At 71.9% G+C, this 25,765-nt stretch carries 24 protein-coding genes; 14 read left to right on the forward strand and 10 right to left on the reverse strand.

Annotated features, from left to right (window positions below; all coding sequences use genetic code 11):
* Nucleotides 1-182 precede the first annotated feature (182 nt).
* Nucleotides 183-1,022, forward strand: coding sequence for an exodeoxyribonuclease III (locus ACFVSU_RS10215; RefSeq protein ID WP_375870429.1), 840 nt, complete (start codon nucleotides 183-185; stop codon nucleotides 1,020-1,022).
* 219 nt (nucleotides 1,023-1,241) lie between these two features.
* Nucleotides 1,242-3,113: a sigma-70 family RNA polymerase sigma factor gene (locus tag ACFVSU_RS10220; RefSeq protein ID WP_387141866.1), complete on the forward strand. Its 1,872-nt coding sequence runs from the start codon at nucleotides 1,242-1,244 to the stop codon at nucleotides 3,111-3,113.
* Nucleotides 3,114-3,252: 139 nt separating this feature from the next.
* Here the strand turns inward: ACFVSU_RS10220 and ACFVSU_RS10225 are convergent, their stop codons facing one another.
* The 4 genes from ACFVSU_RS10225 to ACFVSU_RS10240 form a co-directional block, all read right to left on the reverse strand.
* A complete protein-coding gene (locus ACFVSU_RS10225) occupies nucleotides 3,253-3,870 on the reverse strand; it encodes a dihydrofolate reductase family protein (protein WP_387141869.1) in 618 nt (205 codons plus the stop codon).
* A gap of 28 nt (nucleotides 3,871-3,898) precedes the next feature.
* On the reverse strand, nucleotides 3,899-4,618 hold the full coding sequence (locus tag ACFVSU_RS10230; protein WP_387141872.1) for a winged helix-turn-helix transcriptional regulator: 720 nt from the start codon (nucleotides 4,616-4,618) through the stop codon (nucleotides 3,899-3,901).
* Nucleotides 4,619-5,056: a VOC family protein gene (locus ACFVSU_RS10235; RefSeq protein ID WP_310286497.1), complete on the reverse strand. Its 438-nt coding sequence runs from the start codon at nucleotides 5,054-5,056 to the stop codon at nucleotides 4,619-4,621.
* Between the two features lie 105 nt (nucleotides 5,057-5,161).
* Nucleotides 5,162-6,019, reverse strand: coding sequence for an oxygenase MpaB family protein (locus tag ACFVSU_RS10240; protein WP_387141875.1), 858 nt, complete (start codon nucleotides 6,017-6,019; stop codon nucleotides 5,162-5,164).
* 182 nt (nucleotides 6,020-6,201) lie between these two features.
* Between ACFVSU_RS10240 and ACFVSU_RS10245 the strand changes: the two genes are divergently transcribed.
* Nucleotides 6,202-7,485 (forward strand): sensor histidine kinase, encoded by a 1,284-nt coding sequence (locus ACFVSU_RS10245; RefSeq protein WP_387141878.1) that lies wholly within the window; start codon nucleotides 6,202-6,204, stop codon nucleotides 7,483-7,485.
* Complete coding sequence (locus tag ACFVSU_RS10250) at nucleotides 7,482-8,231, forward strand: response regulator (RefSeq protein WP_387141881.1); 750 nt, start codon at nucleotides 7,482-7,484, stop codon at nucleotides 8,229-8,231. The genes ACFVSU_RS10245 and ACFVSU_RS10250 overlap by 4 nt, the downstream gene beginning before the upstream one ends.
* 569 nt (nucleotides 8,232-8,800) lie before the next feature.
* On the opposite strand, the gene ACFVSU_RS10255 is transcribed toward ACFVSU_RS10250, so the two are convergent.
* On the reverse strand, nucleotides 8,801-9,370 hold the full coding sequence (locus ACFVSU_RS10255) for an NADPH-dependent FMN reductase (RefSeq protein ID WP_378904911.1): 570 nt from the start codon (nucleotides 9,368-9,370) through the stop codon (nucleotides 8,801-8,803).
* 213 nt (nucleotides 9,371-9,583) lie between these two features.
* Here ACFVSU_RS10255 and ACFVSU_RS10260 point away from each other — a divergent pair, with 213 nt between their 5' ends.
* From ACFVSU_RS10260 to ACFVSU_RS10270, 3 genes are all read left to right on the forward strand, one after another.
* Entirely contained in the window at nucleotides 9,584-10,468 is an 885-nt protein-coding gene (locus tag ACFVSU_RS10260; protein ID WP_387141885.1) for an ABC transporter ATP-binding protein, read from the forward strand.
* On the forward strand, nucleotides 10,465-11,574 hold the full coding sequence (locus ACFVSU_RS10265) for an ABC transporter permease (RefSeq protein ID WP_387141888.1): 1,110 nt from the start codon (nucleotides 10,465-10,467) through the stop codon (nucleotides 11,572-11,574). The genes ACFVSU_RS10260 and ACFVSU_RS10265 overlap by 4 nt, the downstream gene beginning before the upstream one ends.
* 118 nt (nucleotides 11,575-11,692) lie before the next feature.
* Entirely contained in the window at nucleotides 11,693-13,060 is a 1,368-nt protein-coding gene (locus ACFVSU_RS10270; RefSeq protein WP_387141891.1) for a glucose-6-phosphate dehydrogenase, read from the forward strand.
* A 7-nt stretch (nucleotides 13,061-13,067) separates the two neighbouring features.
* Here ACFVSU_RS10270 and ACFVSU_RS10275 read toward each other — a convergent pair whose 3' ends face one another.
* Nucleotides 13,068-13,481: a VOC family protein gene (locus ACFVSU_RS10275; protein ID WP_387141893.1), complete on the reverse strand. Its 414-nt coding sequence runs from the start codon at nucleotides 13,479-13,481 to the stop codon at nucleotides 13,068-13,070.
* 136 nt (nucleotides 13,482-13,617) lie between these two features.
* Here ACFVSU_RS10275 and ACFVSU_RS10280 point away from each other — a divergent pair, with 136 nt between their 5' ends.
* From ACFVSU_RS10280 to xdhC, 3 genes are read left to right on the forward strand one after another with little or no spacing between them, the layout of a single operon-like run.
* Nucleotides 13,618-15,042 carry a xanthine dehydrogenase small subunit gene (locus tag ACFVSU_RS10280; protein WP_387141896.1) on the forward strand — a complete coding sequence of 475 codons (1,425 nt, stop codon included), beginning with the start codon at nucleotides 13,618-13,620 and terminating at the stop codon, nucleotides 15,040-15,042.
* Nucleotides 15,039-17,471, forward strand: a complete 2,433-nt coding sequence (gene xdhB, locus ACFVSU_RS10285) for a xanthine dehydrogenase molybdopterin binding subunit (RefSeq protein WP_387141899.1) — start codon at nucleotides 15,039-15,041, stop codon at nucleotides 17,469-17,471. The genes ACFVSU_RS10280 and xdhB overlap by 4 nt, the downstream gene beginning before the upstream one ends.
* Nucleotides 17,472-17,479: 8 nt before the next feature.
* Entirely contained in the window at nucleotides 17,480-18,313 is an 834-nt protein-coding gene (gene xdhC / locus ACFVSU_RS10290; protein WP_387141901.1) for a xanthine dehydrogenase accessory protein XdhC, read from the forward strand.
* 129 nt (nucleotides 18,314-18,442) lie between these two features.
* Here the strand turns inward: xdhC and ACFVSU_RS10295 are convergent, their stop codons facing one another.
* The 3 genes from ACFVSU_RS10295 to ACFVSU_RS10305 form a co-directional block, all read right to left on the reverse strand.
* Nucleotides 18,443-18,934, reverse strand: a complete 492-nt coding sequence (locus ACFVSU_RS10295; protein WP_387141904.1) for a nucleoside deaminase — start codon at nucleotides 18,932-18,934, stop codon at nucleotides 18,443-18,445.
* 57 nt (nucleotides 18,935-18,991) lie between these two features.
* Entirely contained in the window at nucleotides 18,992-19,459 is a 468-nt protein-coding gene (gene rraA, locus ACFVSU_RS10300; protein ID WP_387141907.1) for a ribonuclease E activity regulator RraA, read from the reverse strand.
* An 88-nt stretch (nucleotides 19,460-19,547) separates the two neighbouring features.
* Nucleotides 19,548-20,084, reverse strand: a complete 537-nt coding sequence (locus tag ACFVSU_RS10305; RefSeq protein ID WP_387141910.1) for an ArsR/SmtB family transcription factor — start codon at nucleotides 20,082-20,084, stop codon at nucleotides 19,548-19,550.
* A gap of 57 nt (nucleotides 20,085-20,141) precedes the next feature.
* On the opposite strand from ACFVSU_RS10305, the gene ACFVSU_RS10310 reads away from it, so the two are divergent.
* From ACFVSU_RS10310 to ACFVSU_RS10325, 4 genes are all read left to right on the forward strand, one after another.
* Entirely contained in the window at nucleotides 20,142-21,566 is a 1,425-nt protein-coding gene (locus ACFVSU_RS10310) for an MFS transporter (RefSeq protein WP_387141912.1), read from the forward strand.
* 213 nt (nucleotides 21,567-21,779) lie between these two features.
* Entirely contained in the window at nucleotides 21,780-22,931 is a 1,152-nt protein-coding gene (locus ACFVSU_RS10315) for a type III polyketide synthase (RefSeq protein WP_387141915.1), read from the forward strand.
* Nucleotides 22,932-22,947: 16 nt separating this feature from the next.
* Complete coding sequence (locus tag ACFVSU_RS10320) at nucleotides 22,948-23,652, forward strand: methyltransferase domain-containing protein (RefSeq protein ID WP_387141918.1); 705 nt, start codon at nucleotides 22,948-22,950, stop codon at nucleotides 23,650-23,652.
* Nucleotides 23,645-24,778, forward strand: coding sequence for an FAD-dependent oxidoreductase (locus ACFVSU_RS10325; protein ID WP_387141921.1), 1,134 nt, complete (start codon nucleotides 23,645-23,647; stop codon nucleotides 24,776-24,778). Before ACFVSU_RS10320 ends, ACFVSU_RS10325 begins: the two co-directional genes overlap by 8 nt.
* Before the next feature lie 124 nt (nucleotides 24,779-24,902).
* Here ACFVSU_RS10325 and ACFVSU_RS10330 read toward each other — a convergent pair whose 3' ends face one another.
* Nucleotides 24,903-25,745 carry a UbiA family prenyltransferase gene (locus ACFVSU_RS10330; protein ID WP_387141924.1) on the reverse strand — a complete coding sequence of 281 codons (843 nt, stop codon included), beginning with the start codon at nucleotides 25,743-25,745 and terminating at the stop codon, nucleotides 24,903-24,905.
* Between the last annotated feature and the right edge of the window lie 20 nt (nucleotides 25,746-25,765).

The following is a 25,765-nucleotide window of genomic DNA, read 5'->3' on the forward strand; positions in this document are numbered from 1 at the left end:
CCCGACCGCGGACGCGGCCGCTGACACAAAGGAGAATCCTCCTCGGAGCGCTGATACGCCAGGGGTCGAAGCTGGGCCCACGCGCCCCGAGGCTCCGCGCAGCGCGAAGCGATGCGTGGAGTGGGCGTGGGGGACCGAAGCGGCGCCGTTCGACGTCCGCCGCCCCGCCTAGGCTTGATCCCATGCGCCTGGCCACCTGGAACGTCAACTCGATCCGTGCGCGGGTCGACCGCATCGTCGACTTCGCGGTGCGCGAGCACATCGACGTGCTCGCGATGCAGGAGATCAAGTGCAAGACCGAGCAGTTCCCGTTCGACCGCTTCGAAGAGGCCGGCTACCACGTCGAGGCGTACGGCTTCTCGCAGTGGAACGGCGTCGCCATCGCCAGCCGTGAGCCGCTCACGAACGTGCGCACCGCCTTCCCCGGCATGCCCGGCTTCGAGAAGGGGCACAACGGCCCTGACGCCCCGCAGGAGGCGCGGGCGATGGGTGCGACCATCGGCGGTGTCGAGGTCTGGAGCCTGTACGTACCCAACGGCCGGTCGCTCGGCGACCCGCACTACTACTACAAGCTCGACTGGCTGTCGGCGCTCGAGCAGTACACGGCGGAGTCGCTGACCGCGAACCCCGACCTCCCGCTCGCGCTGGTCGGCGACTTCAACATCGCGCCGACCGATGCCGACAACGGCGACCCCTCCGTCGTGCAGGGCTTCGCGACCCACGTGTCGCCGCCCGAGCGCGAGGCGTTCGCCGCCCTGGAGGCGGCGGGACTTCAGGACGTCGTGCGCCCGCTCATCCCGACCGGGTTCACATACTGGGACTACAAGCAGCTGCGCTTCCCCCGCAACGAGGGCATGCGCATCGACTTCATCCTCGGCTCGCACGCGATCGCCGACGCCGTCACGGGGGCGACGATCCACCGCAACGAGCGCAAGGGCGAGGCCCCGAGCGACCACGTGCCGGTCGTCGTCGACCTCGACCTCGAGGGCCCGGACGACGACGATCGCCCGATGATCTTCTGAGATCCGGATGCTGCGGCCCGCGGCATCCGTGATCTCCGGAGAATCTCGCGAGAAATCTTCGCGCCGCGCGTCATGATTTCGTGTCGGCGTCGTCTTGCTTGTTGTACCCCCGTACCGCGCGGTGCCGGACGCCCCTCCCGAGGAGCTTCCCGGAACGCGTCATCACGCCGTCACCGCACCGCGGCCGGCTGACATCCGAAGCCCCCGGCGAGGAGAGAAGTGTCGACCCACCAGAGCGCCGTCGTCGACGGCCCGCTTGCCGAGCGCTCCGACGAGGATCTCGTCGCGGCGGCGCGCGCCGGCGACGATGCGGCCTATGCCGTGCTCTGGGAGCGTCACGTCGCGAGTGCGCGCAGCGCGGCGCGGGCGGTGAGCCCGCACGTCGACCCCGACGATCTGGTGTCGGAGGCGTTCACCTCGATCCTCTCCACGATCCGCAAGGGCGGAGGGCCGCAGGACGGCTTCCGGCCGTACCTGTTCGCCACCATCCGCAACGTCGCCGCGTCGTGGGGGCGCCGCACCGCCGAGACGCCGCTGGACGATCTCGACGAGCGGTCCGCGGACTCGGCGGCGGAGTTCGCCGAGGTCGTCGCCGATCGCTCCGTGCTCGCGCAGGCGTTCCGCGAGCTGCCCGCCCAGTGGCGGACGATCCTCTGGTACCTCGAGGTCGAGGGGATGAAGCCGCGCGAGGTCGCGCCGCTCCTCGGCATGAGCGCCAACGCGGTGTCGGCCCTCGCGTACCGTGCGCGGGAGGGCTTCAAGCAGGCGTGGCTGCAGGCCCACATCAGCGACCCGGCGAGGCCCGCGGAATGCCGCTGGGTGTGCGAACTGCTCGTCGCGAGCGAGCGCAAGCCCGTCACGCGCCATGACCGCCGGCGCCTGGACGCGCACCTGCGCACCTGCCGGGCCTGCCGCATCGTCGCGGCCGACATCGAACATGTGTCGCAGAAGCTCCGCATGGTGCTGCTGCCTCTCGTCCTCGGCGGGGCTGGGGCCCTCGCCTATACCGCCGATGCCACTCCGGCCGTGGCAGCGGTGATCGCCGGAACGCCCACCGGGGGTGGCGGGGCGTCCGGCTCTGGGGAAACAGGCGTCTGGGGCGCCTCTGGCGGGGGTGCCGGCGCGGGGGGCGCCGGCACTGCCGCCCTCCCCCTCACGGGGATCGCGATCGGCGTGGGCGTGGTGGCCGTGGCCGCCGCTGCGGCGGTCGCGATCGCACTCGCGCCGTCATGGGGCGCGCCGGCGGAGGAACCCGCGTCGGCCGTCGAGACGGACGGGAAGACGGATGCTGCCGCCGACCCGGCGACCGCGCCCGAGGCCGTCGAGGCCGAACCCGCCGAAGCCGCGGTCGTCCCGGAGGTCGACGCGTTCGAGGCGATCCCGGAGCCTGCACCCGCACCCGCGCCGCGAGCGGAGCCCGCACCCGCGCCGCAGCCGACCGCGCCGGTGGCCACGAACCCGTCGCCTGCTCCGAACCCGAACCCGAACCCGACGCCGACCCCAACCCCTGACCCGGAGCCCGTCGTCAGCGCGTCACCCGCGCTCGACGCGGCTCGCGACCTCGATGCGCCGGTTCCGTCGGCGATCACCGGCACCGGCACGCCGGGTTCCTCCGTCGCGCTGATCGACGAGACGGGCGCGACCCTCACGACGACCGCCGTCGCCGCCGACGGGCGGTTCTCCGCGGTGATCCCCGGCGACCTGCTGCGCGTCGGTCTGACGGTGCGCGCGGTCCAGACGGCGCCAGGCGCCCAGGCTTCCGCCCCGAGCCCCGCCGTCGGCCCGTTCACCCTCCCGGTGCCCACGGTGACCGCCTCGAACGGCTCCCTCGTCGCGCCGCTGCAGGACGCGGACTTCGACGGTCGCGCCGACGACCTCTACCTCCTGCTCGACGGGCGGCGCGGCCAGACCGTCGAGGTCGCGGTCGACGGCGCCTGGACGGGCAACCTCCACGCGCTCACGGGCACGCCGCTCCTCCGCGTGGTGCACAACGTGGCGCCCGGCGAGCACGTGATCGGCCTCCGCTACGTCGATTCAGCCTCGGGCCGCGAGGGTCGCCTCGCGACGGTCACGCTCCGCGCGACCCGCTGACCCGGGGTTCGCGACCGCGCTTAGGCGTTTCGTCTCGCTCGTTCCTCGCTCGCTCAACGACCGGGTGCCAGAGCCCCGCTCGTTGAGCGGAGGGCGCTCTGGCGCCCGCAGACGGAACGCCTCGGGTGTCCGAACGACCTCAGTCCTCGGGACCCATCTCGCCGGTCTGCGGTTCGCCCGGAGCAGGCCCGTACCGCAGCTGCAGCACGCCGAGCGGGCCTGTCACCGCCGGCTCGAGCAGCCTGACGTTCGCGGGATGCGCACCGTCGGGGAACACCTTCTTGCCCTGCCCGAGCACGACCGGGTACACCCACAGCGTCAGCACGTCGAACAGCTGCTCCTTCAGCAGGGTCTGCACGAAGTCGACGCTGCCGATGACGTGGATGTTCTCGTGCTTCTCGCGCAGCGCCTCGACCTCCCGGTTGAGGTCCATGCCGAGCTGCGTCGAGCCCTCCCACTCCAGGGTGGGCAGACCGCGCGAGGCGACGTACTTCGGCACGCTGTTCAGAGCGTCGGCGATCTTGCCGGACTGGTGCGGCCAGTAGCCGGCGAAGATGTCGTAGGTCCGTCGCCCGAGCAGCAGCGCGTCGAGCTCGGAGATGCCCTTCCCGATCGAGGCGCCGATGGTCTCGTCGGGGAACGGCGCCTGCCAGCCGCCGTAGGGGAACCCGTTCGACGGATCCTCCTCCTGGCCGCCGGGCGCCTGCGCGACGCCGTCGAGGGTGGTGAACAGGTCGATGTAGATGCGACCGGTCATGGCCGCCTCCTTCCATGGCGGGGCGGGCTCAGGCGACGAGCGCGACCCCGGGGTCGATGGGGATGTGGAATGTCTGGGCGAAGCGTTCGAGAAGGGTGCCGTCGCCGGCGACGACGGCCAGCACGTCCTGGTCGATCGCGGCGGCCGGGGTCAGCTCGCCCGAGATGAGGCGGCGGATGCCGGGACCCGCCGCGAAGACGAGGTCGGGCTCACCCGAGGTCGAGGCCCGCGTGCCGAGCCGCGGGTCGATGGGGCGTCCGGCCGGCTGGAGCTGCGCGATCCGCAGGCCGGACGCGTCGACCTGCACGCGGAGCACGATATCGGCCACGTGCAGCTCGTAGTCGGCGGGCGGCAGGGTGGCCGCAGCATCCGTCTGGAATGCCGTTCGCAGCGCCATCGTGAGCGAGTCCGCCGTCACGACGTCCTCGGGCTGGGGGTCGCCCATCTCCTGGAATCCCCACCGGCCGAGGGCGAGCACGATCGGCTCGAGCTCGCGCCCGTACGGCGTCAGCTCGTACACGAGCCCGCAGTGCAGCAGCGGCACGCGGCGCACGACACCGCCCTCCTGCAGCTCCTTGAGCCGCGTGGAGAGGATGTTGGTCGGGATCTTGGGCAGCCCCTGCTTGAGGTCGGTGTAGCGCCGGGGGCCGACGAGCAGATCGCGGACGATGAGCAGCGCCCACCGCTCGCCGATCAGCTCGACGGCCGTCGTGACCCCGCAGTACTGCCCGTAGCTGCGGGACGCCACTTACGCCTGCGCCTGCTCCGCCATGTAGGCCTCGGGACCCTTGGCGGCCGCCTCTGGGTCCATCCACATGAACTGGACGCCGTTGCCGTCCGGGTCGATGAGGTCGCGCGCGTACATGAACCCGAAGTCCTGCGGCTCGCCCGGCGCGGTGCCGCCGGCGGCGACCCCCGCCTCCACGATCCTGTCGACGTCCTCGCGCGTCTCGCGGCTGATCGACAGCAGCACCTGCGCGTGCGTCCGGGGGTCGGCGAACTCCTTGTCGGTGAATGTCGCGAAGTACTCCTTCGTGAGGACCATGAAGAAGATCTGGTCGCTCCACACGACGCACGCGGCGTTCTCGTCGGTGAAGAGCGGGTTCAGCGCGCAGCCGAGGGCGGTGTAGTACGCCTTCGAGCGCTCGAGGTCGTTCGTCGGGATGTTGACGAAGATGTGCGTCATTGCCTTGCTCCTTGTCACCGTGCGTCGACCGGACCGCCGACATCAAGATGGTTGCAAAAAACAAGCTTGCTTGTCAATAGCAAGTAGATGAACGGATGCTGCACCTCACCGCTTCGCGTGCGGCACGGGGCATCCGGGCGCGAAAGTCCCCATCTGCTCGATGTCGAAGCCGTTCGGATGGCTGCGGATGCGGGGCAGGTCGATCACGTGGAGCGGGGTGCGGCGCTTCGGCAGCACCGCGACCGCCCGCGCTCGCAGCCGGAGCGCGCCCGCGGAGAGGCGGCGTGCGATCCGCCCCGGGTCGCGGTAGCCGAACGCCCGCAGCAGCGGCGGATCCATGAGCGCCCGGCTGAAGACCTCCACGACCGGGGCGAAGAGCCGCGGGTAGAACGAGACCAGCAGCGCCAGGGTGCGATCGGCGACCCGCGCCGATGCGACGTCGTACACGAAGTGCGCGCGCTCGTAGTCGTCCATCAGCGTGGCGAACTCTGCGTAGGTCTCGGGGATGTCGGTGATCCCCATGTGCCGGCCGAGGCTCTGGTAGTACCGCACCGATGCGAGCCGCTCGTCGGGGGTGAGCGGACGCCACCCGAACGCGTGCAGCCAGCGCACCGGCACGACGACGAACGTCGACAGCACGTACCGCATGTCGTCGTTCGGGATGTCGTACATCCGGTGCATCTGGTTGATGCGCCGGATCGCCGCGCGAGCGCGAGGGCTCTCGAACCCCTCGAGGAGCGGCACCTCGAGCAGCAGCGAGGTGTCGTCGTACCGCCTCTGCGTCGCGCGCTCGAACTCGCCCGTCTCGTCCAGCAGGCGCCCGATCGACGGCACCGCATAGGTGCGGAACAGCGCGAAGCTCAGCGACTGGTTCAGGTCCCACGCGAAGTCGTAGGTGCCGAGGTTGCGGTAGATCTCGACGAACTGGGTCTCGGGGTCGAGCCCCGCGTTGCGGTCGTGCACGGGATCCCCTGTCGACGCGAGGTGAACGCTCGCTAACTTACCCGGGCGGGCGCCTGCGGCGCAGCTGGGCCCACGCGCCCGGAGGCTCCGGGCGACGCGCCAGCGGCGTCTGGAGGGGGCGTGGGGACCGTCTCCGTCTCGCGGGGGATGCCGCAGGACCCGCACCCCCGTAGCGTGGAGGGATGTCCGACCTGCCTTCCGTGCACCCCGCGCGGCGCCCGGCGCCGACCGCGGGCGAGCTGCGCAACGACGTCTGGCTCGCGGGTGCCCTCTTCGTCGCGGCGGTGATCAGCACAGCCCTCGGCTCGGTCGCCGGCGTCTACGGCGCCGACGCCAACGCCGGCATGCAGTGGGCACTGCTCTACAGCCTCGGCCTGACCGCGCCACTCGCGGTGCGGCGGCGGTTCCCCGAGCTCGTCGTGATCGCGATCGCCGTGGTGTTCTTCATGGGCGTGACCTTCCGCATCCCCGACCTCTACGTCTCGAACATCGCCATGTTCATCGCGATGTACACGGTCGGCGCCTGGGTCGACGACCGCCGTCGCGCGATGTGGGTGCGCGTGGGCGTCATCATCGCGATGTTCGTGTGGCTGCTCGTCAACATGTTCCAGGCAGCCATCGACCCGTCGGACGACAGCCTCTCGAAGGCCGGGCTCTTCTCGCCGTTCGCGGCGATGATGCTCATCCAGCTGCTGGTCAACGCCGGGTTCTTCGGCGGCGCGTACTACATGGGCGACCGCGCGTACGCGGCCGCGATGTCGCGCGCCGCGCTCGAGGAGCGCACCCGCGAGCTCGAGCGCGAGCGCGAGGTCACCGCCGCCCAGGCCGTGGCCCTCGATCGCGTGCGCATCGCCCGCGAGCTGCACGACGTGGTGGCGCACCACGTCTCGGCGATGGGGGTGCAGGCCGGCGCCGCGCGCGCCGTGCTGGACCGGGATCCGGATGCTGCGCGCACCGCGCTGCTCGGAGTCGAGTCGTCCGCCCGCTCCGCGCTCGTCGAGCTGCGGCAGCTGCTCGAGACCCTCCGCACCTCCGGCGGCGACGCCGAGGCGGCCGGGTCGACGGTGCACCTGTCGGCCCTCACGGACCTCGTCGCGCACGCGAACGACAACGGTCTGCCCACGACCCTCACGATCGTCGGCGACCCTGTCGAGCTGCCCGAGCTCGTGCAGGTCAACGTGTTCCGCGTCGCCCAGGAGGCGCTCACGAACGCCCGACGCCACGGCGGACCGGATGCTGCCGCCGACGTCCGCCTGCGCTACGCGCCCGATGCCGTCGAGCTCGAGGTCGTGAACACCGGCCGCGCCGTCGCCGCGCCGATGCGGCCGGGTCTCGGGCTCGTCGGCATGCGCGAGCGGGCGGCCGCCTCGGGCGGCGAGCTCGAGGCGGCGCCGCGCGCCCGCGGCGGGTTCCTCGTCAGACTGCGCGTGCCCCTGGCCGTGCGGGCCGAGGCGGTCGGCGCGTGATCCGCGTGCTGCTCGTGGACGACCACGCCGTGATGCGGGCCGGCTTCCGCATGATCCTCGAGTCCGCGGGCGACATCACCGTGGTGGGCGAGGCCTCAACCGGCGTCGAGGCGGTGGCGGCAGCATCCGATCTCCGTCCTGACGTGATCTGCATGGACGTGCAGATGCCCGACATGGACGGCCTCGAGGCGACGCGGCGCATCGTCGGGTCGGTGCAGACCGCTGTGGTGGTCGTGACGACCTTCGACCGCGACGACTACCTGTTCGACGCGCTCGCCGCAGGCGCGAGCGGGTTCCTGCTGAAGAACGCCGGCCCCGAGGAGCTCATCTCGGCCGTGCGGGTGGCTGCGGCCGGCGACGCGCTGCTGGCGCCCGAGGTGACTCGCCGCGTGATCGCCCGCTTCGCCTCCGCCCCCGGCTCGGCCGGCTCGCGCCCCTCCCCCGACCGCGAGAGTACAGCTGGTGGACGAGAGGGTGGTTCGTTCCCTACCTCTCGGCGACCAGCTGTACTCTCGCGGGAAGAGGCAGGGGTCGGGGCCGACACGCCGCCGGCGGTCGAGCTCACCGACCGCGAGGGCGAGGTGCTGCAGCTCGTGGCGCAGGCGATGAGCAACGCCGAGATCGCGCAGCGCCTGTACATCGGCGAGGCCACCGTGAAGACGCACGTCTCGAACGTGCTGCAGAAGCTCGGCGCCCGCGACCGCGTCGCCGCCGTCGTCTACGCCCACCGCCACGGCCTCGCCTGACCTGCTCCCCGCCCTGCAGCCTCCGCCGGATCCCGCGTTTTGGCGACTCGCCAGAAACCACCCGAACAGCAGCCGTTCTTGACGACTCGCCAGAACACGCCGTGCCCGCACGGGACCGTGCGGCGTGTCCTGGCGACTCGTGACTGCGACGGCTCCGGACCGCCCGGGCAAGGGAGCACAGGTCCGCGCGACTCCCAGAAGCCGAGGCTGCCGGAAGGCGAGCGGATGCCCGCGAGTCAGTGGCGAGTCGCCAAGAGCTCGCCCGAACACGCCCGGTATTGGAGACTCGCCGGAACACGCCAGTCGGGCATGGCAGCGTCCGCCCGGTTTTGGCGACTCGCCAGAAACCACCCGAACAGCAGCCACTCTTGGCGACTCGCCAGAACACGCCGGCCGGGCATGGCAGCGTCCGGCGTGTTTTGGCGACTCGCCAAAACGCGGTGCGGGCGGCGGCACCCTGGGCGGGGATGACGGATGCCCCGGACCGGCGCCGCGAAGGGCGCCGGGCCGGGGCATCCGGGGTGCTGGAACGGGTTAGCGGCCCGGGGTGAGGCCGACCGGGGGGAGGATCAGGCGGCGACGGGGACCGCGGCGTAGCGGTCGACCAGTGCGCCGAAGGCCTGGAGGTAGCCGATGAGGAAGTCGGCGGTCTGCTCGCTGGTGACCTCGCCGGTCTCGGTGAAGAGGCCGGGCGTGGTCTGGACGTAGCCCTCGGGCTGGCCGAGCGTCGGAGCGTTGTAGTGGCTGAGGATCGCCTTGAGGTGCTGCTGCGCCGCAGCGGTGGCGATGCCGCCGCCCGAGGTGCCGATGACGGCGGTGGGCTTGCCGTCGAACGAGCCCTGGCCCCACGGGCGGGCAGACCAGTCGAGGGCGTTCTTCAGCACGCCGGGGATCGAGCGGCTGTACTCGGGCGTGATGATGATGACGCCGTCGACGTCGGCGATGGCCTGCTTGAAGTCGCGGGCGACCTGGGGGAAGTCGGCGTCGAAGTCGGGCGAGTAGAAGGGGAGGTCCTTGATGGGGATCTCGACGAGGGTCGTGCCCTCCGGGGCGAGACGCTCGAGGGCCTTCGCGAGACGACGGTTGATGGAGGTCGACGAGATGCTGCCGACGATGTAGCCGATGGTCCGCTCGGACATGTGGGTTCTCCTAGAAAAAGCAAAGGCGTCCCCGGTGGGGACCACCGTGGACGTTCCACATCCATGCAAGCACATGCAGGCCGCTTCTATTCCGGCGCATGAAAGATCTCTCATCCCCCGCGCGGCGGAGCACGCCGAATCCACCTGCAGGGGGAGGACGCCGAGCGCTCCCGTCCGTAGCGTCTGTGGCAGGGGGATCGAGAGGAGACAGGGATGCTGCAGCTTCGCGGTATCGGCAAGAGCTACGGAGGGCGCCGCGTGCTCGACGACGTGTCGTTCGACGTGCGGCCCGGCCGGCTGACCGGCTTCGTCGGCGGGAACGGCGCGGGCAAGACCACCACCATGCGGATCGTGCTGGGGGTGCTCGCCGGGGACGCCGGCACCGTCACCCTCGACGGCGCCGAGGTGACCGCCTCCGACCGCCGCCGCTTCGGCTACATGCCCGAGGAGCGCGGGCTCTACCCGAAGATGAAGGTCCACGAGCACATCACGTACCTCGCGCGCCTGCACGGCTTCTCGAAGACGGATGCCTCGACCCGCGCTCGTGCGCTGCTCGAGCAGCTCGGACTCGGCGAGCGCCTGAACGACAACGTCGAGACGCTGTCGCTCGGCAACCAGCAGCGCGCGCAGATCGCCGCCGCGCTCGTGCACGACCCGCAGGTGCTGATCCTGGACGAGCCGTTCTCGGGCCTCGACCCGCTCGCGGTCGATGTCGTGGCCGGCGTGCTCCAGGAGCGTGCTGCGGCCGGCGCCGCCGTGCTGTTCTCGTCTCACCAGCTCGACGTCGTCGAGCGGCTGTGCGACGACCTCGTGATCATCGCGGGCGGAACCATCCGCGCGGCCGGCGCGCGTGACGCCCTCCGCGCGCAGCACTCGACCCGCCGCTTCGAGCTCGTCTCGGCCGGCGACGCCGGGTGGCTGCGCAGCGAGCCCGGCGTCCAGGTTCTCGACTTCGACGGCGGGTACGCCGTGTTCGACGCCGACAGCGACGAGACCGCGCAGCGGGTGCTGCGCCGGGCCGTCGCGAACGGGGATGTCGCGAGCTTCGCGCCGCAGCATCCGTCCCTCGCCCAGATCTTCAAGGAGGTCATCCAGTGAGCACCACCGACACCCGCCGCGGCGGAAGCACGCTGGGCGCCGGCCAGGCGATCTGGCTCGTCGCCGAGCGCGAGATCGGCTCGAAGCTGCGCAGCAAGGCGTTCGTCATCTCGACGGCGATCCTGTTCATCGGCGCGCTGGCCATCGTCATCTGGGGCGGCTTCCAGGCGGCGAACAACAGCGGCACGCCTGTCGCAGTCACCGCCGATGCGCAGCAGTACGTGGCCCAGGCCGAGGGCCTCGACGTCACCGAGGTGGCAGACCGCGCGGCCGCCGAGGCGCTCGTGACGGACGGCGAGGTCGACGCCGCGGTCGTGGGCGACTCGTCGTCGCCGCTCGGGTTCGCGATCGTCGCGGAGTCTTCCGCGCCGACTTCTCTGATGCTGCAGCTCGCGCAGGTGCCGCCGGTCGAGTTGCTCGCGCCCGAGGAGGGCAACGCCGCTCTCGGCTACATCGCCGCGATCGGCTTCGGCATCGTCTTCCTGCTCGCCGCGTCGCTGTTCGGCGGCACGATCGCGCAGAGCGTCGTCGAGGAGAAGCAGACCCGCGTGGTGGAGCTCCTCATCTCGGCGATCCCGGTGCGGTCGCTGCTGGCGGGCAAGGTCATCGGCAACACGGTGCTCGCGATGGGCCAGATCCTGATCCTCGCCGCGATTGCGATCATCGGTCTCACCGTGACCGACCAGACCGCGCTGCTGCAGGGCCTCGGTGCGCCGATCGCCTGGTTCGCGATCTTCTTCCTGTTCGGCTTCATCCTGCTGGCGTCGCTGTTCGCGGCGGCCGCCTCGATGGTGTCGCGCCAGGAGGACATCGGCTCGACCACGATGCCGCTGACGATGCTCGTGATGGCGCCGTACTTCCTCGTCATCTTCTTCAACGACAACCCGCTGGTGCTCGCGATCATGTCGTACGTGCCGTTCTCGGCACCGGTCGGCATGCCGATGCGGATCTTCCTCGGCCAGGCGCAGTGGTGGGAGCCGCTGCTGTCGATCGCGATCCTCATGGCGACGTGCGTCGCGGCGATCCTCATCGCCGCCCGCATCTACGAGAACTCGCTGCTGCGCATGGGCGGTCGCGTGAAGCTCTCGGAGGCCCTCGCCGGCTGACCCCTGTCACGTCGGATGATGGATGCTGCGGCCCTGCGCACTGCGCCGGGCCGCAGCATCCGTCTCCCTGCGCGCAAGCCCCTGCCCGGAGCGGGGGCGCGTGGGTAGCGTGAGGCGCATGTCGGCGCAGACCACGTTGCTCATCCTCGGCGCCTCGGGCGACCTCACCTCGCGGCTGCTGCTGCCTGCGCTCGGCCAGCTGCTGGCCCGCGAGCCGCAGCGCTCGGTGCGCCTGCGCGGCGCGGGCATCGACGACTGGGATGACGAGCGCTGGCGGCAGACGGTGCGCTCGTCCTTCGAGTCGGCCGGGTTCGCCGACGCCTTCGCCGCGGTGGCCGACACGACGTACACGCGCGCCGACATCACCGACGCGAAGGACCTCGAGCTGCTGCTCGCCGACAACGACGGACGGATCGCCCTGTACTTCGCCGTGCCGCCCGCGGTCGCGAAGGCCGCGTGCGAGGCGCTCGTCGGCGTCGACATCCCCGAGGGCACGGTGCTCGCCCTCGAGAAGCCGTTCGGCGTCGACCAGGCGAGCGCGCACGCCCTCAACGCGACGCTCGCCCGGCTCGTGCCCGAGGAGCAGGTGTTCCGCATCGACCACTTCCTCGGCCGGTCGACGACGCTGAACCTCCTGGGTGTCCGCTTCGCGAACCGCGTCTTCGCGCCGGTGTGGCGCGCGCAGGACGTGGAGTCCGTCGTCATCCGGTACGACGAGACGCTCGGCCTCGAAGGACGCGCCGGCTACTACGACCGCGCGGGCGCGCTCGTCGACATGATCCAGAGCCACCTGCTGCAGGTGATGGCGGTGCTCGCGATGGAGCCGCCCGCGACGCTGCACGAGCGGGACTTCCGCGATGCGACCGCCGCGGTGCTGCGCGCGACCCACGTGTGGGGCGACGACCCCGCGAAGGCCTCGCGCCGGGCGCGGTACACGGCCGGCAAGGTGGGCGACCGCGAGCTGCCGTCCTACGCCGATGAGAAGGGCGTCGACGCGTCGCTCGAGACCGAGACGCTCGCCGAGGTCACGTGCGAGGTGCGCAACGAGCGCTGGGAGGGCGTGCCCTTCACCCTGCGGTCGGGCAAGGCGCTCGCCGGCAAGGACGGCGAGGTCGTGGTGACGTTCCGCCCCGTGAATCACGTCCCCGAGGGCCTCACCGGGGCGGCGCCCGGCTCAGTGCTGCGCTTCTCCCTCGGCCCCGACCGGATGGACCTCGAGCTCAACGTCAACGGCGGCGACGACCCGTTCGAACTCGAGCGGGCGCTCCTCGAGGCCGACCTCGGCGAGGGCGCGCTCAAGGCCTACGGCGAGGTGCTGTCGGGCATCCTCGACGCCGACGCGACGCTCGCGGTGCGCGGCGACGCGGCCGAGGAGTCGTGGCGGATCGTCGACCCCGTGCTGGCGGCCTGGCGCGCCGGCGACGTGCCCCTCGACGAGTATCCGGCGGGGTCGCTCGGCCCCGCCGGATGGCGCGTGCTTCCCTGAAGCGCGCCTACTGCCCGCCCATCATCTGCGGCTCCATGCGGCCGACCGAGATGACGTTGCCCGCGGGGTCTTTGAACCAGGCGATGTCGGGACCGCCCTCGAAGCCCCGCGAGATGCCCTTCTCGTCGGTGCCGTAGTCGGGGTCGGTGTAGATCTTCGTGACGACGCCGCGCTTGTTCAGGTCGTCGACGGCGGCATCGACGTCGGCGACGCTGAAATTGAGGATCGTGAACACGGCCGGCTCATGATCCTCCTTCGGGTAGACGAAGATGCTGCCCTCGCCGGGCAGGGCGATGGTGAAGCCTCCGCCCATCTCCTCGTAGACGGTGACGTCGAGCCCCAGAGTGTCGCGGTAGAAGGTCGCTGCTGCGCCGATGTCGGGTACGGCGAAGCTAGAAAACGGCCGATCGGGTGTGAACATGACAGCCTCCCAGTGGTTGTGCCGCGGCCAACGATCCTCTTGCCCGCAGGGCATGTCCAGAGGGGTCGCGGCGCACCTTCGCTGCGCGGGAGGCGCGGCGTAGACTCCCGGCATCCGCACGAACCGTGACAGCGCTGTGACCGTCAACGGGCGGGTCGTCCCGCTCGCAGGCGCGGTCGCGCACGCCACCGCGCTGGACTGGCTGCGCAGCCTCGGACTGACCGGCGCGAAGGAGGGCTGCGCCGAGGGCGAGTGCGGCGCCTGCGCGGTACTGGTCGCCACGGCGGGGCCCGAGGGCACCGCCGTGTGGACTCCCGTCAACGCCTGCCTGGTACCCGTCCATGCGCTCGACGGGCAGGAGGTGGTGACCTCCGAGGGCCTCGGTTCACCCGACGACCTGCATCCGGTGCAGCAGCAGCTCGCGGCCGCCGGCGGCTCGCAGTGCGGCTACTGCACGCCGGGGTTCGCGTGCGCGATGGCCGCCGAGTTCTACCGGTCCGACCGCTCGGGGGGAGCGGTGGACGGCGAGCACGGGGCGAACGGATTCGACCTGCATGCGCTGAGCGGCAACCTGTGCCGCTGCACCGGCTACCGGCCCATTCGCGACGCGGCCTTCGGGCTCGGGATGCCTCGGCCCGATGATCCGCTCCGTGAGCGGCTGACCGAGCCGGCGCCGACCGCGATCGCCACCGAGGTGCGCGCGGCCGACGGGCGCTTCGTCCGCCCCGAGACGCTGGACGAGGCCCTGCGTCTGCTGCGCGACGAACCGGAGGCGCTCGCCGTGGCCGGCAGCACGGACTGGGGCGTGGATGTAAACCTGCGCGGCGCGCGCGCACCACTCGTCGTGGCGATCGACCGCCTGCCCGAGTTGCGCCGCGTTGACATCACCGGCGACATCGTCGAGATCGGCAGTGCGGTGCCGCTGTCGGAGATCGAGCGCAGCGTGGACGAGCGGGTGCCGCTGCTCGCGCAGCTGCTCCCCCAGTTCGCGTCGCGCCTGATCCGCAACCGCGCGACGCTGGGCGGCAACCTCGGCACCGCCTCCCCCATCGGCGACGCTGCTCCGGCGCTGCTCGCGCTCGGGGCGATCGTCGTGCTCGCCGCGGCCGACGGCGGCGAGCGCGAGGTCGACCTCGCCGATTACTTCACGGGGTATCGGACGTCGGTCAGACGTCGCGACGAGCTCATCCGGACCGTGCGGATCCCGTTGCCGGCGGCCGGTCTGACCGCGTTCCACAAGATCTCGAAGCGCCGGTTCGACGACATCTCCTCGGTGGCCGTCGCCTTCGCCCTCGAGCTCGACGACGGCATCATCGCGAGAGCGCGGATCGGCCTCGGAGGCGTCGCCGCGACGCCCGTCCGCGCGTACGCGACGGAGCAAGCCCTCGACGGACGCCCGTGGAACGCCGCGACGGTGGCGGCAGCATCCGTCGTCCTGCAGCGCGAGGGGACGCCGCTCGACGACCACCGCGCGAGCGCCGCGTACCGCGCACGCATGCTCGGCACCGCGCTGCCGGCGCTCTTCGCGGCGTCGGCCGATGACGAGGAGGCGACGGCATGAGCTCGCTCGCCGATCGTCCCGAGAACCCGGTCGTCGGACGCCCCGCGGTGCACGAGAGCGCGGCGCTGCATGTGACCGGCGCGGCCGTCTACACCGACGACGTCGCCGCACGATCCCACGGCGTGCTGACCGCATGGCCGGTGCCGTCGACCGTCGCGCATGCCCACGTCACGGTCGACGTCGCGCCTGCCTACGCCGTCCCCGGCGTCGTCCGGGTGCTGACCGCCGACGATGTTCCGGGCGTCAATGACGCGGGGGTCAAACACGACGAGCCCCTCTTTCCGACCGAGGCGATGTTCTTCGGCCACGCGCTGGTGTGGGTGCTGGGAGAGACGACGGATGCTGCGCGCCAGGGCGCGGCCGCCGTCACGGTGTCGTACGAACCGCTGCCGTCGCTGATCACGGTGCAGGAGGCGATCGACGCCGGGTCGTTCCAGGGCGTCCCCCGCACGATCGCACGCGGGGATGCGGCATCCGCCCTCGCATCCTCCGCGTTCGTCTTCGAGGGTGAGAGCGTGGTCGGCGGGCAGGAGCACTTCTCGCTCGAGACGCACGCCTCGTTCGCGGTGCGCGACCCCGACGGGGGGTACTTCGTGGAGTGCTCGACGCAGCACCCGTCCGAGACGCAGGAGATCGTCGCGCACGTGCTCGGGATCCCGTCGAGCGAGGTCACCGTCGAGTGCCTGCGGATGGGCGGCGGCTTCGGCGGCAAAGAGATGCAGCCGCACGGGTTCGCGGCGATCGCGGCGCTCGGGGCGAAGCTCACCGGACGCCCCGTGCGCCTGCGGCTCACCCGCACGCAGGACATCACGATGTCGGGCAAGCGCCACCCGTTCCACCTGGCCTGGCGGGCGGGCTTCGACGCCGACGGGTACCTGCAGGCGCTCGACGCGACACTCACGGCCGACGGCGGCTGGAGCCTCGACCTCTCGGAGCCGGTGCTCGGCCGCGCGCTCTGCCACGTCGACAACGCCTACTGGATCCCGAACGTGCGCGTGCACGGCCGCGTCGCGCAGACGCACAAGCCGTCGAACACGGCGTTCCGCGGGTTCGGCGGCCCGCAGGGCGCGTTCCTCATCGAAGACATCCTGGGCCGGGCGGCACCCGTGCTCGGGATCGATCCCCTCGAGCTGCGGCAGAAGAACTTCTACCGACCGGGTCAGTCGACGCATTACGGGCAGCTGGTGAAGGACGCCGGGCGGCTCACCGCGATCTGGGAGCGCCTCCGCGGCGAGGCCGATCTCGACGCCCGCCTGCACGAGATCTCGCAGTTCAACGAGGCGCACGCCGATCGCAAACGCGCGCTCGCGATGACGCCGGTCAAGTTCGGCATCTCGTTCACCTTCACCTCGTTCAACCAGGCCGGCGCGCTCGTGCTCGTCTACAAGGACGGCTCGGTGCTGATCAACCACGGCGGCACCGAGATGGGCCAGGGCCTGCACACGAAGATGCTGCAGGTGGCCGCGACGGCGCTGGGCGTGCCGCTCGAGACGGTCCGGGTCGCGCCGACCCGCACCGACAAGGTGCCGAACACGTCGGCGACCGCTGCGTCGTCGAGCGCCGACCTCAACGGCGGGGCCGTCAAGCTCGCGTGCGAGGAGATCCGCGGCCGGCTCGCCGCCGTCGCGGGGCGCCTCCTCGGCGTCGACGCGCGCGACGTGCGGTTCTCGGACGGCTACGTCACCGCGCTGGGCGGAGGGGAACGGATGCCGTTCGCCGACGTCGTCGCCGAGGCCTACCTGCAGCGCGTGCAGCTTTTCGCGGCGGGCTATTACCGCACCGAGGGGCTGCACTGGGACGCCGACCGCCAGCAGGGATCGCCGTTCAAGTACTTCGCCTATGGCTGCGCGGCCGCCGAGGTCGAGGTGGACGGCTTCACCGGCGCGTACCGCCTCCGCCGCGTCGACATCGTGCACGACGTCGGCGACTCGCTGTCGCCGCTGCTCGACATCGGCCAGATCGAGGGGGGCTTCGTGCAGGGCACCGGCTGGCTGACCCTCGAGGAGCTGCGCTGGGACACCGGCGACGGGCCGACGCGCGGCCGCCTGCAGACCCCCTCGGCCAGCACGTACAAGCTGCCGAGCTTCTCCGAGATGCCCGAGGAGTTCCACGTCGCGCTCTTCGAGGACGCCCGCGAGGACGGCGCCGTGTACGGCTCCAAGGCCGTGGGAGAGCCGCCGCTGCTGCTGGCGTTCAGCGTGCGCGAGGCGCTGCGACAGGCGGTGGGTGCGTTCGGCCCGGCAGGACGCAGCGTCGTACTCGGCTCACCGGCCACCCCCGAGGCGGTGTTCTGGGCGATCGAGGCCGCACGCGGCGCAGGAGATGCGGGCGCAGCATCCGTGTCCCGCGATGGGACGGATGCCGCGGGCGTCGGTCGGGCGGCGGACCCCGGGGCTGCGGAGCCCGACCTGCTCACGGCGGGCCGCTGAGGCCGGCCGTGGACTGGCTCGACGCGGTGCGGAGCCTGCGCGACGCCCGCACGCCCGCGGTGATCGTGACGCTCGCGATGGTGCGCGGTCACGCCCCGCGCAACGGCGGCGCCAAGATGGTCGTCTCGCCGGGCGAGGTCTTCGAGACGATCGGGGGCGGCAACCTCGAGGCCACCGCCGTCGCGCGCGCCCGCGCGATGCTCGCCTCCGGGACCGCCGAGCCGGAGCTGCTGACGCTCACCCTGAGCGACAAGGAGACCACGGAGTACGGCGTGCAGTGCTGCGGAGGAGAGGTCACGCTCATGCTGGAGCCGGTGCGCGTCGTGCCGTCGGTCGCGGTGTTCGGAATGGGACATGTGGGCCTCGAGGTGGCGCGGATCCTCGCGCGCCAGCACCTCGACCTGCACCTCGTCGACTCCCGCGAGGCCATGCTCTCGCCGACGCGCTTGGGGGTGGACGGCGCACCCGGCCCGCTCGCCGACGCGGTCGCCGGGGTGCACGTGCACCGGGCTCCGGTGCCGGAGGCCGTGCTGGCGTCGGTGCCGGCGGGGACGCACGTGCTCGTCATGACCCACGACCACGCCGAGGACCTCGCGATCGTCGACCAGGCGCTGCGCACCGAGGGCATCGCCTCGATCGGCCTCATCGGCTCGCGCTCCAAGTGGGCCCGCTTCCGGGCACGCCTCCAGGAGGCCGGCCACGACGAGGCGACCCTGGCCCGGGTGACGACGCCGATCGGCCTGCCCGAGATCCCCGGCAAGCAGCCCGCCACGATCGCGGTGAGCGTCTCGGCTCAGCTGCTGCAGCTGATCGAGGAGGCCGCCCCCGTCCCTGCCTCCTGAGCCCTCGGTGCTCCACCCGCCGGGTCGTTCTTCGAGTCGCCACAACACGCCGGATCGGGTGCCCCGCGATCGGCGTGTTGTGGCGACTAGCGCGGGGAAAGACGGGGCCGTGGGGCGAGGTTCGGGCGGTCAGTACTCGATGCGGGTCGAGGTCTGGCCCCACTCGGTGAACGGCGCGATGCGGTGCTCAGGGGTGAGGTCGATCGACTCCACGGGCATGATGTCGCGGTGCTCGGGGTGGCCGTCGAAGTAGCGGTAGAAGACCGCGTCGTCGAAGCCCGCGGCGGCGGCGTCCTCGCGGTCGGCGGCGAAGTACACCCGCTCGACGCGGGCCCAGAGCGCGGTGCCCAGGCACATCGGGCAGGGCTCGCAGCTCGTGTAGAGCGTCGCCCCGGTGAGGTCGAACGTCCCCAGTCCCTGGCACGCCCGCCGGATGGCGACGACCTCGGCGTGCGCCGACGGGTCGAGATCGGCGGTCACGCGGTTCACGCCCTCGAAGACCTGTCCGTCCGCCGACACCACGACCGCCCCGAACGGACCGCCGGCGTTGCGGACGTTCTCGGTCGCGATCTCTATGGCCCGGGCGAGGTAGCGGGCGGGCGTCCCGTCGGTACTGGACATCAGCCCAACCATACGAGCGCACCGCGCCGCGCGCATCACCCCCGCGCGCGGGGCCCGTCACCGCTCGACGAGCACCCCGTCCGCGTCGGCCCACACGTGCTTGTCCGGCACGAAGGCGACGCCCGCGATCAGCACCGGCACGTCGACCTCCCCGGCGCCCTCCTTCGCGCTCTTGCGCGGGTTCGAACCGAGCGCCTTGACGCCGAGGTCGAGCTCGCCGATCGCGACCCGGTCGCGGATCGCGCCGTGCACGATGATCCCCGCCCAGCCGTTCTCGACCGCGGAGGCTGCGATGAGGTCGCCGACCAACGCGGACTCGAGCGATCCGCCGCCGTCGATCACGAGGACCGCACCCTCGCCCGGGGTGGCGAGCAGCGCCTTCACGAGCGCGTTGTCGCGGTGGCACCGCACCGTGCGGATCGGCCCGTCGAACGCGACGCGCCCGCCGATGTCGTGCAGCTGCAGCGCGAGCGAGTCGAGCTCGTCGCCGCGTTCGTCGTAGAGGTCCGCCGTCGCGATGGTCATGCTCTGACGCTATGACGGATGCTGTGCCCCGAGGCATCCGTCATGAAGAGAAGTTCGCGCGCCCTTCTGCGAACCGCAAGAACGCGCGTCAGGCCGGGGCGGGCGGGTTGTCGTCGGGGTGGAGGGTGCTGAAGAACGAGTAGGTCTCGCCGTCGGGGTCGGGGTCGCGCTCCTTGAACTCGTTGACGAGCTCGTAGAGACGCCGCTGGAACTCCTCCCGGTGCTCGGGGGTGAGTTTGAGGCCGAGCCAGGTGGTGTCGAGATCGTCGGGGTGGACCCCCTGGATCTGCTGCAGGAACGTCTCGATGAGCACTGGCGAGCCACCGGGCATCGAGGTGCGCCACGAGAGGCCGGTCGCCCGGTAGGGAACCTCGCGCGCCCCCTGGGCGCCGGTGCGCTCGGGCTGGGCGGCGAGGTAGCCGGTCTGCACGAGCGTGCGCACGTGGTGCAGCATCGTGCCGGGGTTCACGCCGAGCAGCTCGGCGAGCTCCTTGTTGGTGCGCGACTCGAAGGCGCACAGCCGCAGCACCCGCAGACGCAGCGGCGAGCTCAGCGCGCGCATCCGCGCCTCCGCCTCGGGATCCCCGTGACGCAGTTCGATCCGCTCTTCCCGCTCCCCTGTCACGTGGTCAGCGTACAAGACTGATTGACAGTTCTCAATCGATGACGCACACTGATTGGCATGTCCCAATCAGACGAGGTCCGCGAGGCCGAGGCCGTCGACGACGCCGTCCTCGCAGAGGCCCGGGCCGAGGCATCGACGCTCACGTCGCGTGCTGCTGCGGACGAGGCGATCGAAGCGGATCAGGCTGCTGCGGCCGGCGCTTCCGCCACGCCGGCGCCGAAGGGTTCGCTGTGGCGCGACCGCAACTTCCTCACACTGTGGTCAGGACAGGCGCTCAGCCAGTTCGGCGCGCAGATCACCGAACTCGCCATCCCGGTGCTCGCGGTGCTGATGCTCAACGCGACGGAGTGGGAGGTCGGGCTGCTCAACGCGGCGCAGGTGGCGGCTTTCCTCGTGGTGGGTCTCCCCGCCGGAGCGTGGATCGACCGCATGCGCAAGCGCCGCGTGATGATCTGGGCGGACGCGATCCGGGCGGTGGCGCTCGCCACGCTCCCGGTGCTCGCACTGCTCGGAGTGCTGGAGATCTGGCACATGATCGTCGTCGCCTTGATCATGGGCGTCGCGACCGTGTTCTTCGACGTCTCGTACCAGAGCATCATCCCCTCGCTCGTGCGCACCGACCAGATCGGCGAGGCGAACGGCAAGCTGCAGTCGACCTACGAGCTCGCCAACATCGCCGGCCCCGGTGTCGGTGGCTGGCTCATCGGCGTGCTTACGGCGCCGTTCGCGATCTTCGCAACGGTCGGCACGTATGTCGCCTCCTTCATCGCCCTGCTCTTCACCCACGATCACGAGAAGCCCCGCCCTGCGGAGGATCGCAGGCCCCTCGTCCACGAGATCGGCGAGGGTCTGCGCTGGGTCTTCGGCAATCCGCTGCTGCGCCGCATCGTCGGCACAACGGGCACCGCGAACTTCTTCGGAATGATCGCGCAGACCCTCGTGCCGATCTTCGTGCTGCGCGAGTTGGGCCTGAGCCCTCAGATGTTCGGCATCGTGTTCTCGTTGTCTGCGGTCGGCGGCCTCGTCGGGGCCATGTTGACGCCGCGCATCATGGCGCGGCTCGGCGAGGCCCGGGCGATCCCCGTCAGCGCGATCGCGTTCAGCGTCGCGCCGTTCTTCCTCCCGGTGATCTCCCTCGTGCCGGCGCTCGCCTTTCCGCTGCTGGTGGTTCAGGGGTTCATCATGAGCTTCACCATCCTGCTGTACAACATCACGCAGGTGACCTTCCGCCAGCGCATCACCCCGCCGCGCCTCCTCGGCCGGATGAACGCGTCGATCCGCTTCGTGGTGTGGGGGGTTATGCCGATCGGAGCACTCCTCGCGGGTGCGCTGGGAACGTGGATCGGGACCGTTCCGACGCTGTGGATCGCCGCGACCGGTGAGCTCCTCGCGTGCCTGTTCGTCGTCATCGGACCGTTCTGGCGCATGCGGGAGCTCCCCGACGCGCACGCCGAGCACATCGACCACAAGCCCGCCGGCTGACAGACCAGGATGCCTCGGCCCGCCACGCAGGGTAGGGGCCGAGGCATCCGTCCCCCGCCAGTCCCACTCGCGAGACAGGGAGTTCTCGCCGAAACCCAGGACAGTGCACCCGGTCTCGGCGGAGCGAGCGCGCAGCACGGCCTTGCGGTACCCGACCTGCGGGTTTCCGGCAAGATCGTGCCCATCCGGGCATGGGCGTGCTTAGGTTGCACCATGACGGCCCGCATCGTCTCGATCGGCACAGCTGTTCCGCCCACCCGCATCGCGCAGGCGGTCGCGCGCGACATCTTCGCGGCGCAGGAGGGGGCCGACCGGCTCGCGCGGCGCCGCATCCAGGCGGTCTTCGATGCGTCGGCGATCGAACAGCGGCACACCGTGCTGGCCGAGTTCGCGTCGGCTGCCGTCGCGCCCGACGACGCTGCGTTCGTGGACGGTGAGGGCCGGCTCCTCTCCCCCACGACCGGCGCGCGCAACCAGCGCTTCATCGCGTCGGCCCCGGAGCTCACGGCGGCCGCCGCGCGCACGGCCCTGGCCGACGGCGGCATCGATCCTTCCGCGGTGACCCATGTGGTCACCGTCTCGTGCACGGGTCTTTTCGCTCCGGGTCCGGACTATCGCCTCGTCCGCGACCTCGGCCTGCGCCCGACGGTCGAGCGGTGCCACCTCGGCTTCATCGGGTGCGCCGCGGCGCTGCCCGCGCTGCGGGTCGCTTCGGCTCTGGCGGCGTCGCGACCGGATGCAGTCGTGCTGGTCGTGTGCACCGAGCTGTGCACGCTGCATCTGCGGCCCTCGAACGATCCGCAGCAGATCGTGGCAGCATCCGTCTTCGCCGACGGCGCGGCGGCGGCGATCGTCACCGCCGATCCGACCGCCGGGAACCCCGGCGGACTCGACCTCGACAGGTTCGGCACCGCCCTCACCGACGAGGGTGAGACCGACATGGTCTGGACGATCGGCGACAACGGGTTCGAGATGATCCTCTCCGCCGAGGTGCCGCGCATCATCGGCCGCGAGATCCAGGGGGCGGTGGGCAGGTTCCTGGGCGACGACACCCCTCCCGACGTGTGGGCGGTGCATCCCGGCGGGCGCAGCGTGCTCGACCGGGTCGAGACCGGGCTCGACCTCCCGCCGGACGCGCTCGCGGCGTCGCGCGCCGTACTCCGCGACTTCGGGAACATGTCGAGCGCGACGATCCTGTTCATCCTCGCGTCGCTCCTGCGCGACGACGACGTCCCGGACGGCTCGCGGGTCGCGGGCCTGGCCTTCGGCCCGGGGCTCACGGTCGAGTCGGCCCTCATGACGCGGCGCCGCCCCGCGGTCACGGCCGCGGAGGACGTCGACCTCGCCCTGGTGGCCTCGGCGTGACGGCGGCGGTGCCGGCATGAGCCTCGCCGTCCGAGACGACCGGCTCGCCGAGCTGATGGACGACCCGGATTGCGATCCGGACGCGCTGCGCGCCACGCTGCGGCGCTTCGGCACGATCAACCGCCTCGTCTCGGGCTGGGGTGTCGTGTACCGCACGCGTCTGCGCCCTCACCTCGCCGCGCTGGGCCGACCGGTGCACGTCCTCGACATCGGATCCGGTGGCGGAGACGTCGTCGCGCGCCTCGCCGCGGCCGCCCGGCGCGACGGGCTCGACGTGACCTGGACGGGCATCGATCCCGACCCGCGCGCGCACGAGGTGGCGATGGCGCGTGGGCCGATCGCCGGCGCGAGCTTCCGGAGGGCGGATGCCGCCACCCTGGTCGCCGAGGGGCGCACGTACGACGCGGTGCTGTCGAACCACGTCCTCCACCACCTGGGCGACGGACTCGGCGGCTTCGTCGAGGAGTCCCTCGCGCTCTCCCGCGGCGTAGTGCTCCACAGCGACATCGCCCGCTCGCGTCGGGCGTACGGGCTCTACGCGGTCGGGATCACCCCCTTCGAGCGCGGCACCTTCCTGCGCACCGACGGTCTCCGCTCGATCCGCCGCAGCTACACGCGCGCCGAGCTCACGGCCGCTCTGGAGGCCGGCAGTCCGGGCGCGTGGACGGTGCAGACGCCGGTGCCCTTCCGCCTCGTGGCCGTCGGGCGCGGCCGTGCGTGACGTCACCGTCGTCGGCGCTGGTCCGGTCGGGATGCTGCTCGCCGGCGAGCTGGCCCGCCGCGGCGTCGACGTCGAGCTCCTCGAGCGGCGACCCGCTGTCGGCGACGGCACCCGGGCCATCGGCATCCACTCCCCTGTCCTGGCCGCGCTCGAACGGTCGGGGCTCACGGAGCGACTCCTCGCCGAGGCGGTGCGCGTGCGCCGCGGAGAGGCCCGATCCCGCGGGCGCCTGCTCGGGACGGTGCACTTCGACGTGCTGCCGGCACGCTTCCCCTTCGTGGCGACCCTCCCGCAGGCGACCACCGAGTCCGTGCTCGGTGCCGCGGCTCCCGAGCCGCTGCGCGGCGCGTACGTGCTCGCGGTGATCCCTCATCGTGATGCGGTCGTCGTGCGGGCCGGACTCCTCGGCCGCCCCATCGAGTCCGAGAGCCGCATCGTCGTCGTCGCGGGCGGCGGCGCCGCGCGTGATCTCGTCTACCGTCCGGGTGCCGTGCCGGCGCGCGACTACCGCGACCGGTATCTGATGACGGATGCTGCCACCGACGCCGACGGCGAGCTCGCGGTGATCCACCTCGATCCGGACGGCGTGCTCGAGTCCTTCCCGCTGCCCGGTGGTCGCCGCCGGTTCGTCGCGTGGGACCCGCCGGGCGCCGACGACGATCCGGAGGCCCGCGCCCGGCGGCTGCGCGACGCGCTCGCCCGCCGCGGGGTGGCGGCTGCGGCCGAGGCGGTGACCGCGGCGACGTCGTTCGGCGTGCGCCGGCTCGTCGCGCCCCGGCTGCGCCACGGCCGGGTGTTCGCGATCGGAGACACCGCCCACGAGGTCAGCCCGATCGGCGGGCAGGGCATGAACCTCGGCCTGCTCGACGCGGTGACCCTGGCGCCGCTCCTGGCGTCTTGGGTGCGCACCGGCCGTGCACCTGACCTCGCGCTGCTGCGGTGGGAGGCCCGCCGGGTCCAGTCGGCGCGACGTGCCGCGACGCTGGCGAGTGTGAACACCGCGCTCGGCCGGCCCAGCGGTCGCGGGGACGCGCTGAGGCGCACGGCGGTGCGCGCGATGCTCACCGGCCCGTCGGCCCGGCTCTTCGCCCGCGCGTACTCGATGGGCTTCGACGTCGACGCCTGACCCGGCCCGTCCGCCCCGCGAAACTCGGAGATCCCGCTAATTGCGGCCTGATGTGGGCCCTTCGGTCCGAAATTCGCCAGATCTCCGCCCTTCGCGCTGTGCGATCGCGGCGATCGGGCGGGCCTCAGGCGACGAACGCGCTGCCCGACGCCACGAGCTGGGCCGCGAGGAGCAGCGCGGCGAGCATCACGAGGCGGAACAGCGCGCGCGTCGGCGGCTTCGAGATCGCACGCCACGCGGTCACCGCCGCCACGGCGACCACGGCCGCGAAGAAGACCCACGACACCGGCGAGACCGCGCCGAGGTCACCACCCGCGGCGCCGAGCAGCACCGCGACCGCACCGCCGACCACAGCCAGCGCGGCGACGATCGCCGCCACCCGCGGTCCCAGCCGGTGCGGGAGCCCGCGCACGCCGGTGCGCGCGTCGTCGTCGAGGTCGGGCAGCACGTTCGTGAGGTGCACGGCGGCGCCGAGGGACGCGCCGGCGACCCACGCCCACCACGCCGCGAACGACGGATCCGGCGCCGACAGCGTCGCGAGCGAGGGGAAGATCCCGAAGCTCACGAGGAACGGCACGATCGACCACGGCGTCGACTTCAGTCCCGCGTTGTAGGCCCACGCCGAGCCGAGGGCGAGCGCGTGAGCCGCCAGCATCCGCCATCCCAACGGGGCCGAGAGAACCAGGGCCGACGCCAGCAGGCCGAGCGCGGCGCCCCAGGCGACCCGCGCCGACACGTCGCCGCGCGCGATCGGCTTGTCGGTGCGGCCGACCGCGCGATCGCGCTCCGCGTCGAGGGCGTCGTTCGAGATGCCGACCGACAGCTGCCCCGCGAAGACCGCCACGGTCAGCAGCGCGAGCCGCCACGCCTCCAGCCCGGTCGCGATCCCCAGGGCCAGGGCGAGCGCGGTCACGACGAGCGTCGGCCCCGGATGCGAAGAACCCCACAGAGCACGGACGGTGCGCACGGGTCGATGCTCTCACGGGC

The sequence above is a fragment of the Microbacterium sp. NPDC058062 genome (genome assembly GCF_042885375.1).
Lineage (GTDB): Bacteria > Actinomycetota > Actinomycetes > Actinomycetales > Microbacteriaceae > Microbacterium > Microbacterium trichothecenolyticum_C.

Coding starts and splice junctions, on each gene's coding strand:
- ACFVSU_RS10215 (WP_375870429.1), top strand. CDS start 183: ATGCGCCTGGCCACCTGGAACGTCAACTCGATCCGTGCGCGGGTCGAC.
- ACFVSU_RS10225 (WP_387141869.1), bottom strand. CDS start 3,870: ATGACCGGTCGCATCTACATCGACCTGTTCACCACCCTCGACGGCGTC.
- ACFVSU_RS10235 (WP_310286497.1), bottom strand. CDS start 5,056: ATGACGCACATCTTCGTCAACATCCCGACGAACGACCTCGAGCGCTCG.
- ACFVSU_RS10245 (WP_387141878.1), top strand. CDS start 6,202: ATGTCCGACCTGCCTTCCGTGCACCCCGCGCGGCGCCCGGCGCCGACC.
- ACFVSU_RS10255 (WP_378904911.1), bottom strand. CDS start 9,370: ATGTCCGAGCGGACCATCGGCTACATCGTCGGCAGCATCTCGTCGACC.
- ACFVSU_RS10260 (WP_387141885.1), top strand. CDS start 9,584: ATGCTGCAGCTTCGCGGTATCGGCAAGAGCTACGGAGGGCGCCGCGTG.
- ACFVSU_RS10270 (WP_387141891.1), top strand. CDS start 11,693: ATGTCGGCGCAGACCACGTTGCTCATCCTCGGCGCCTCGGGCGACCTC.
- ACFVSU_RS10275 (WP_387141893.1), bottom strand. CDS start 13,481: ATGTTCACACCCGATCGGCCGTTTTCTAGCTTCGCCGTACCCGACATC.
- xdhB (WP_387141899.1), top strand. CDS start 15,039: ATGAGCTCGCTCGCCGATCGTCCCGAGAACCCGGTCGTCGGACGCCCC.
- ACFVSU_RS10295 (WP_387141904.1), bottom strand. CDS start 18,934: ATGTCCAGTACCGACGGGACGCCCGCCCGCTACCTCGCCCGGGCCATA.
- rraA (WP_387141907.1), bottom strand. CDS start 19,459: ATGACCATCGCGACGGCGGACCTCTACGACGAACGCGGCGACGAGCTC.
- ACFVSU_RS10310 (WP_387141912.1), top strand. CDS start 20,142: ATGTCCCAATCAGACGAGGTCCGCGAGGCCGAGGCCGTCGACGACGCC.
- ACFVSU_RS10315 (WP_387141915.1), top strand. CDS start 21,780: ATGACGGCCCGCATCGTCTCGATCGGCACAGCTGTTCCGCCCACCCGC.
- ACFVSU_RS10320 (WP_387141918.1), top strand. CDS start 22,948: ATGAGCCTCGCCGTCCGAGACGACCGGCTCGCCGAGCTGATGGACGAC.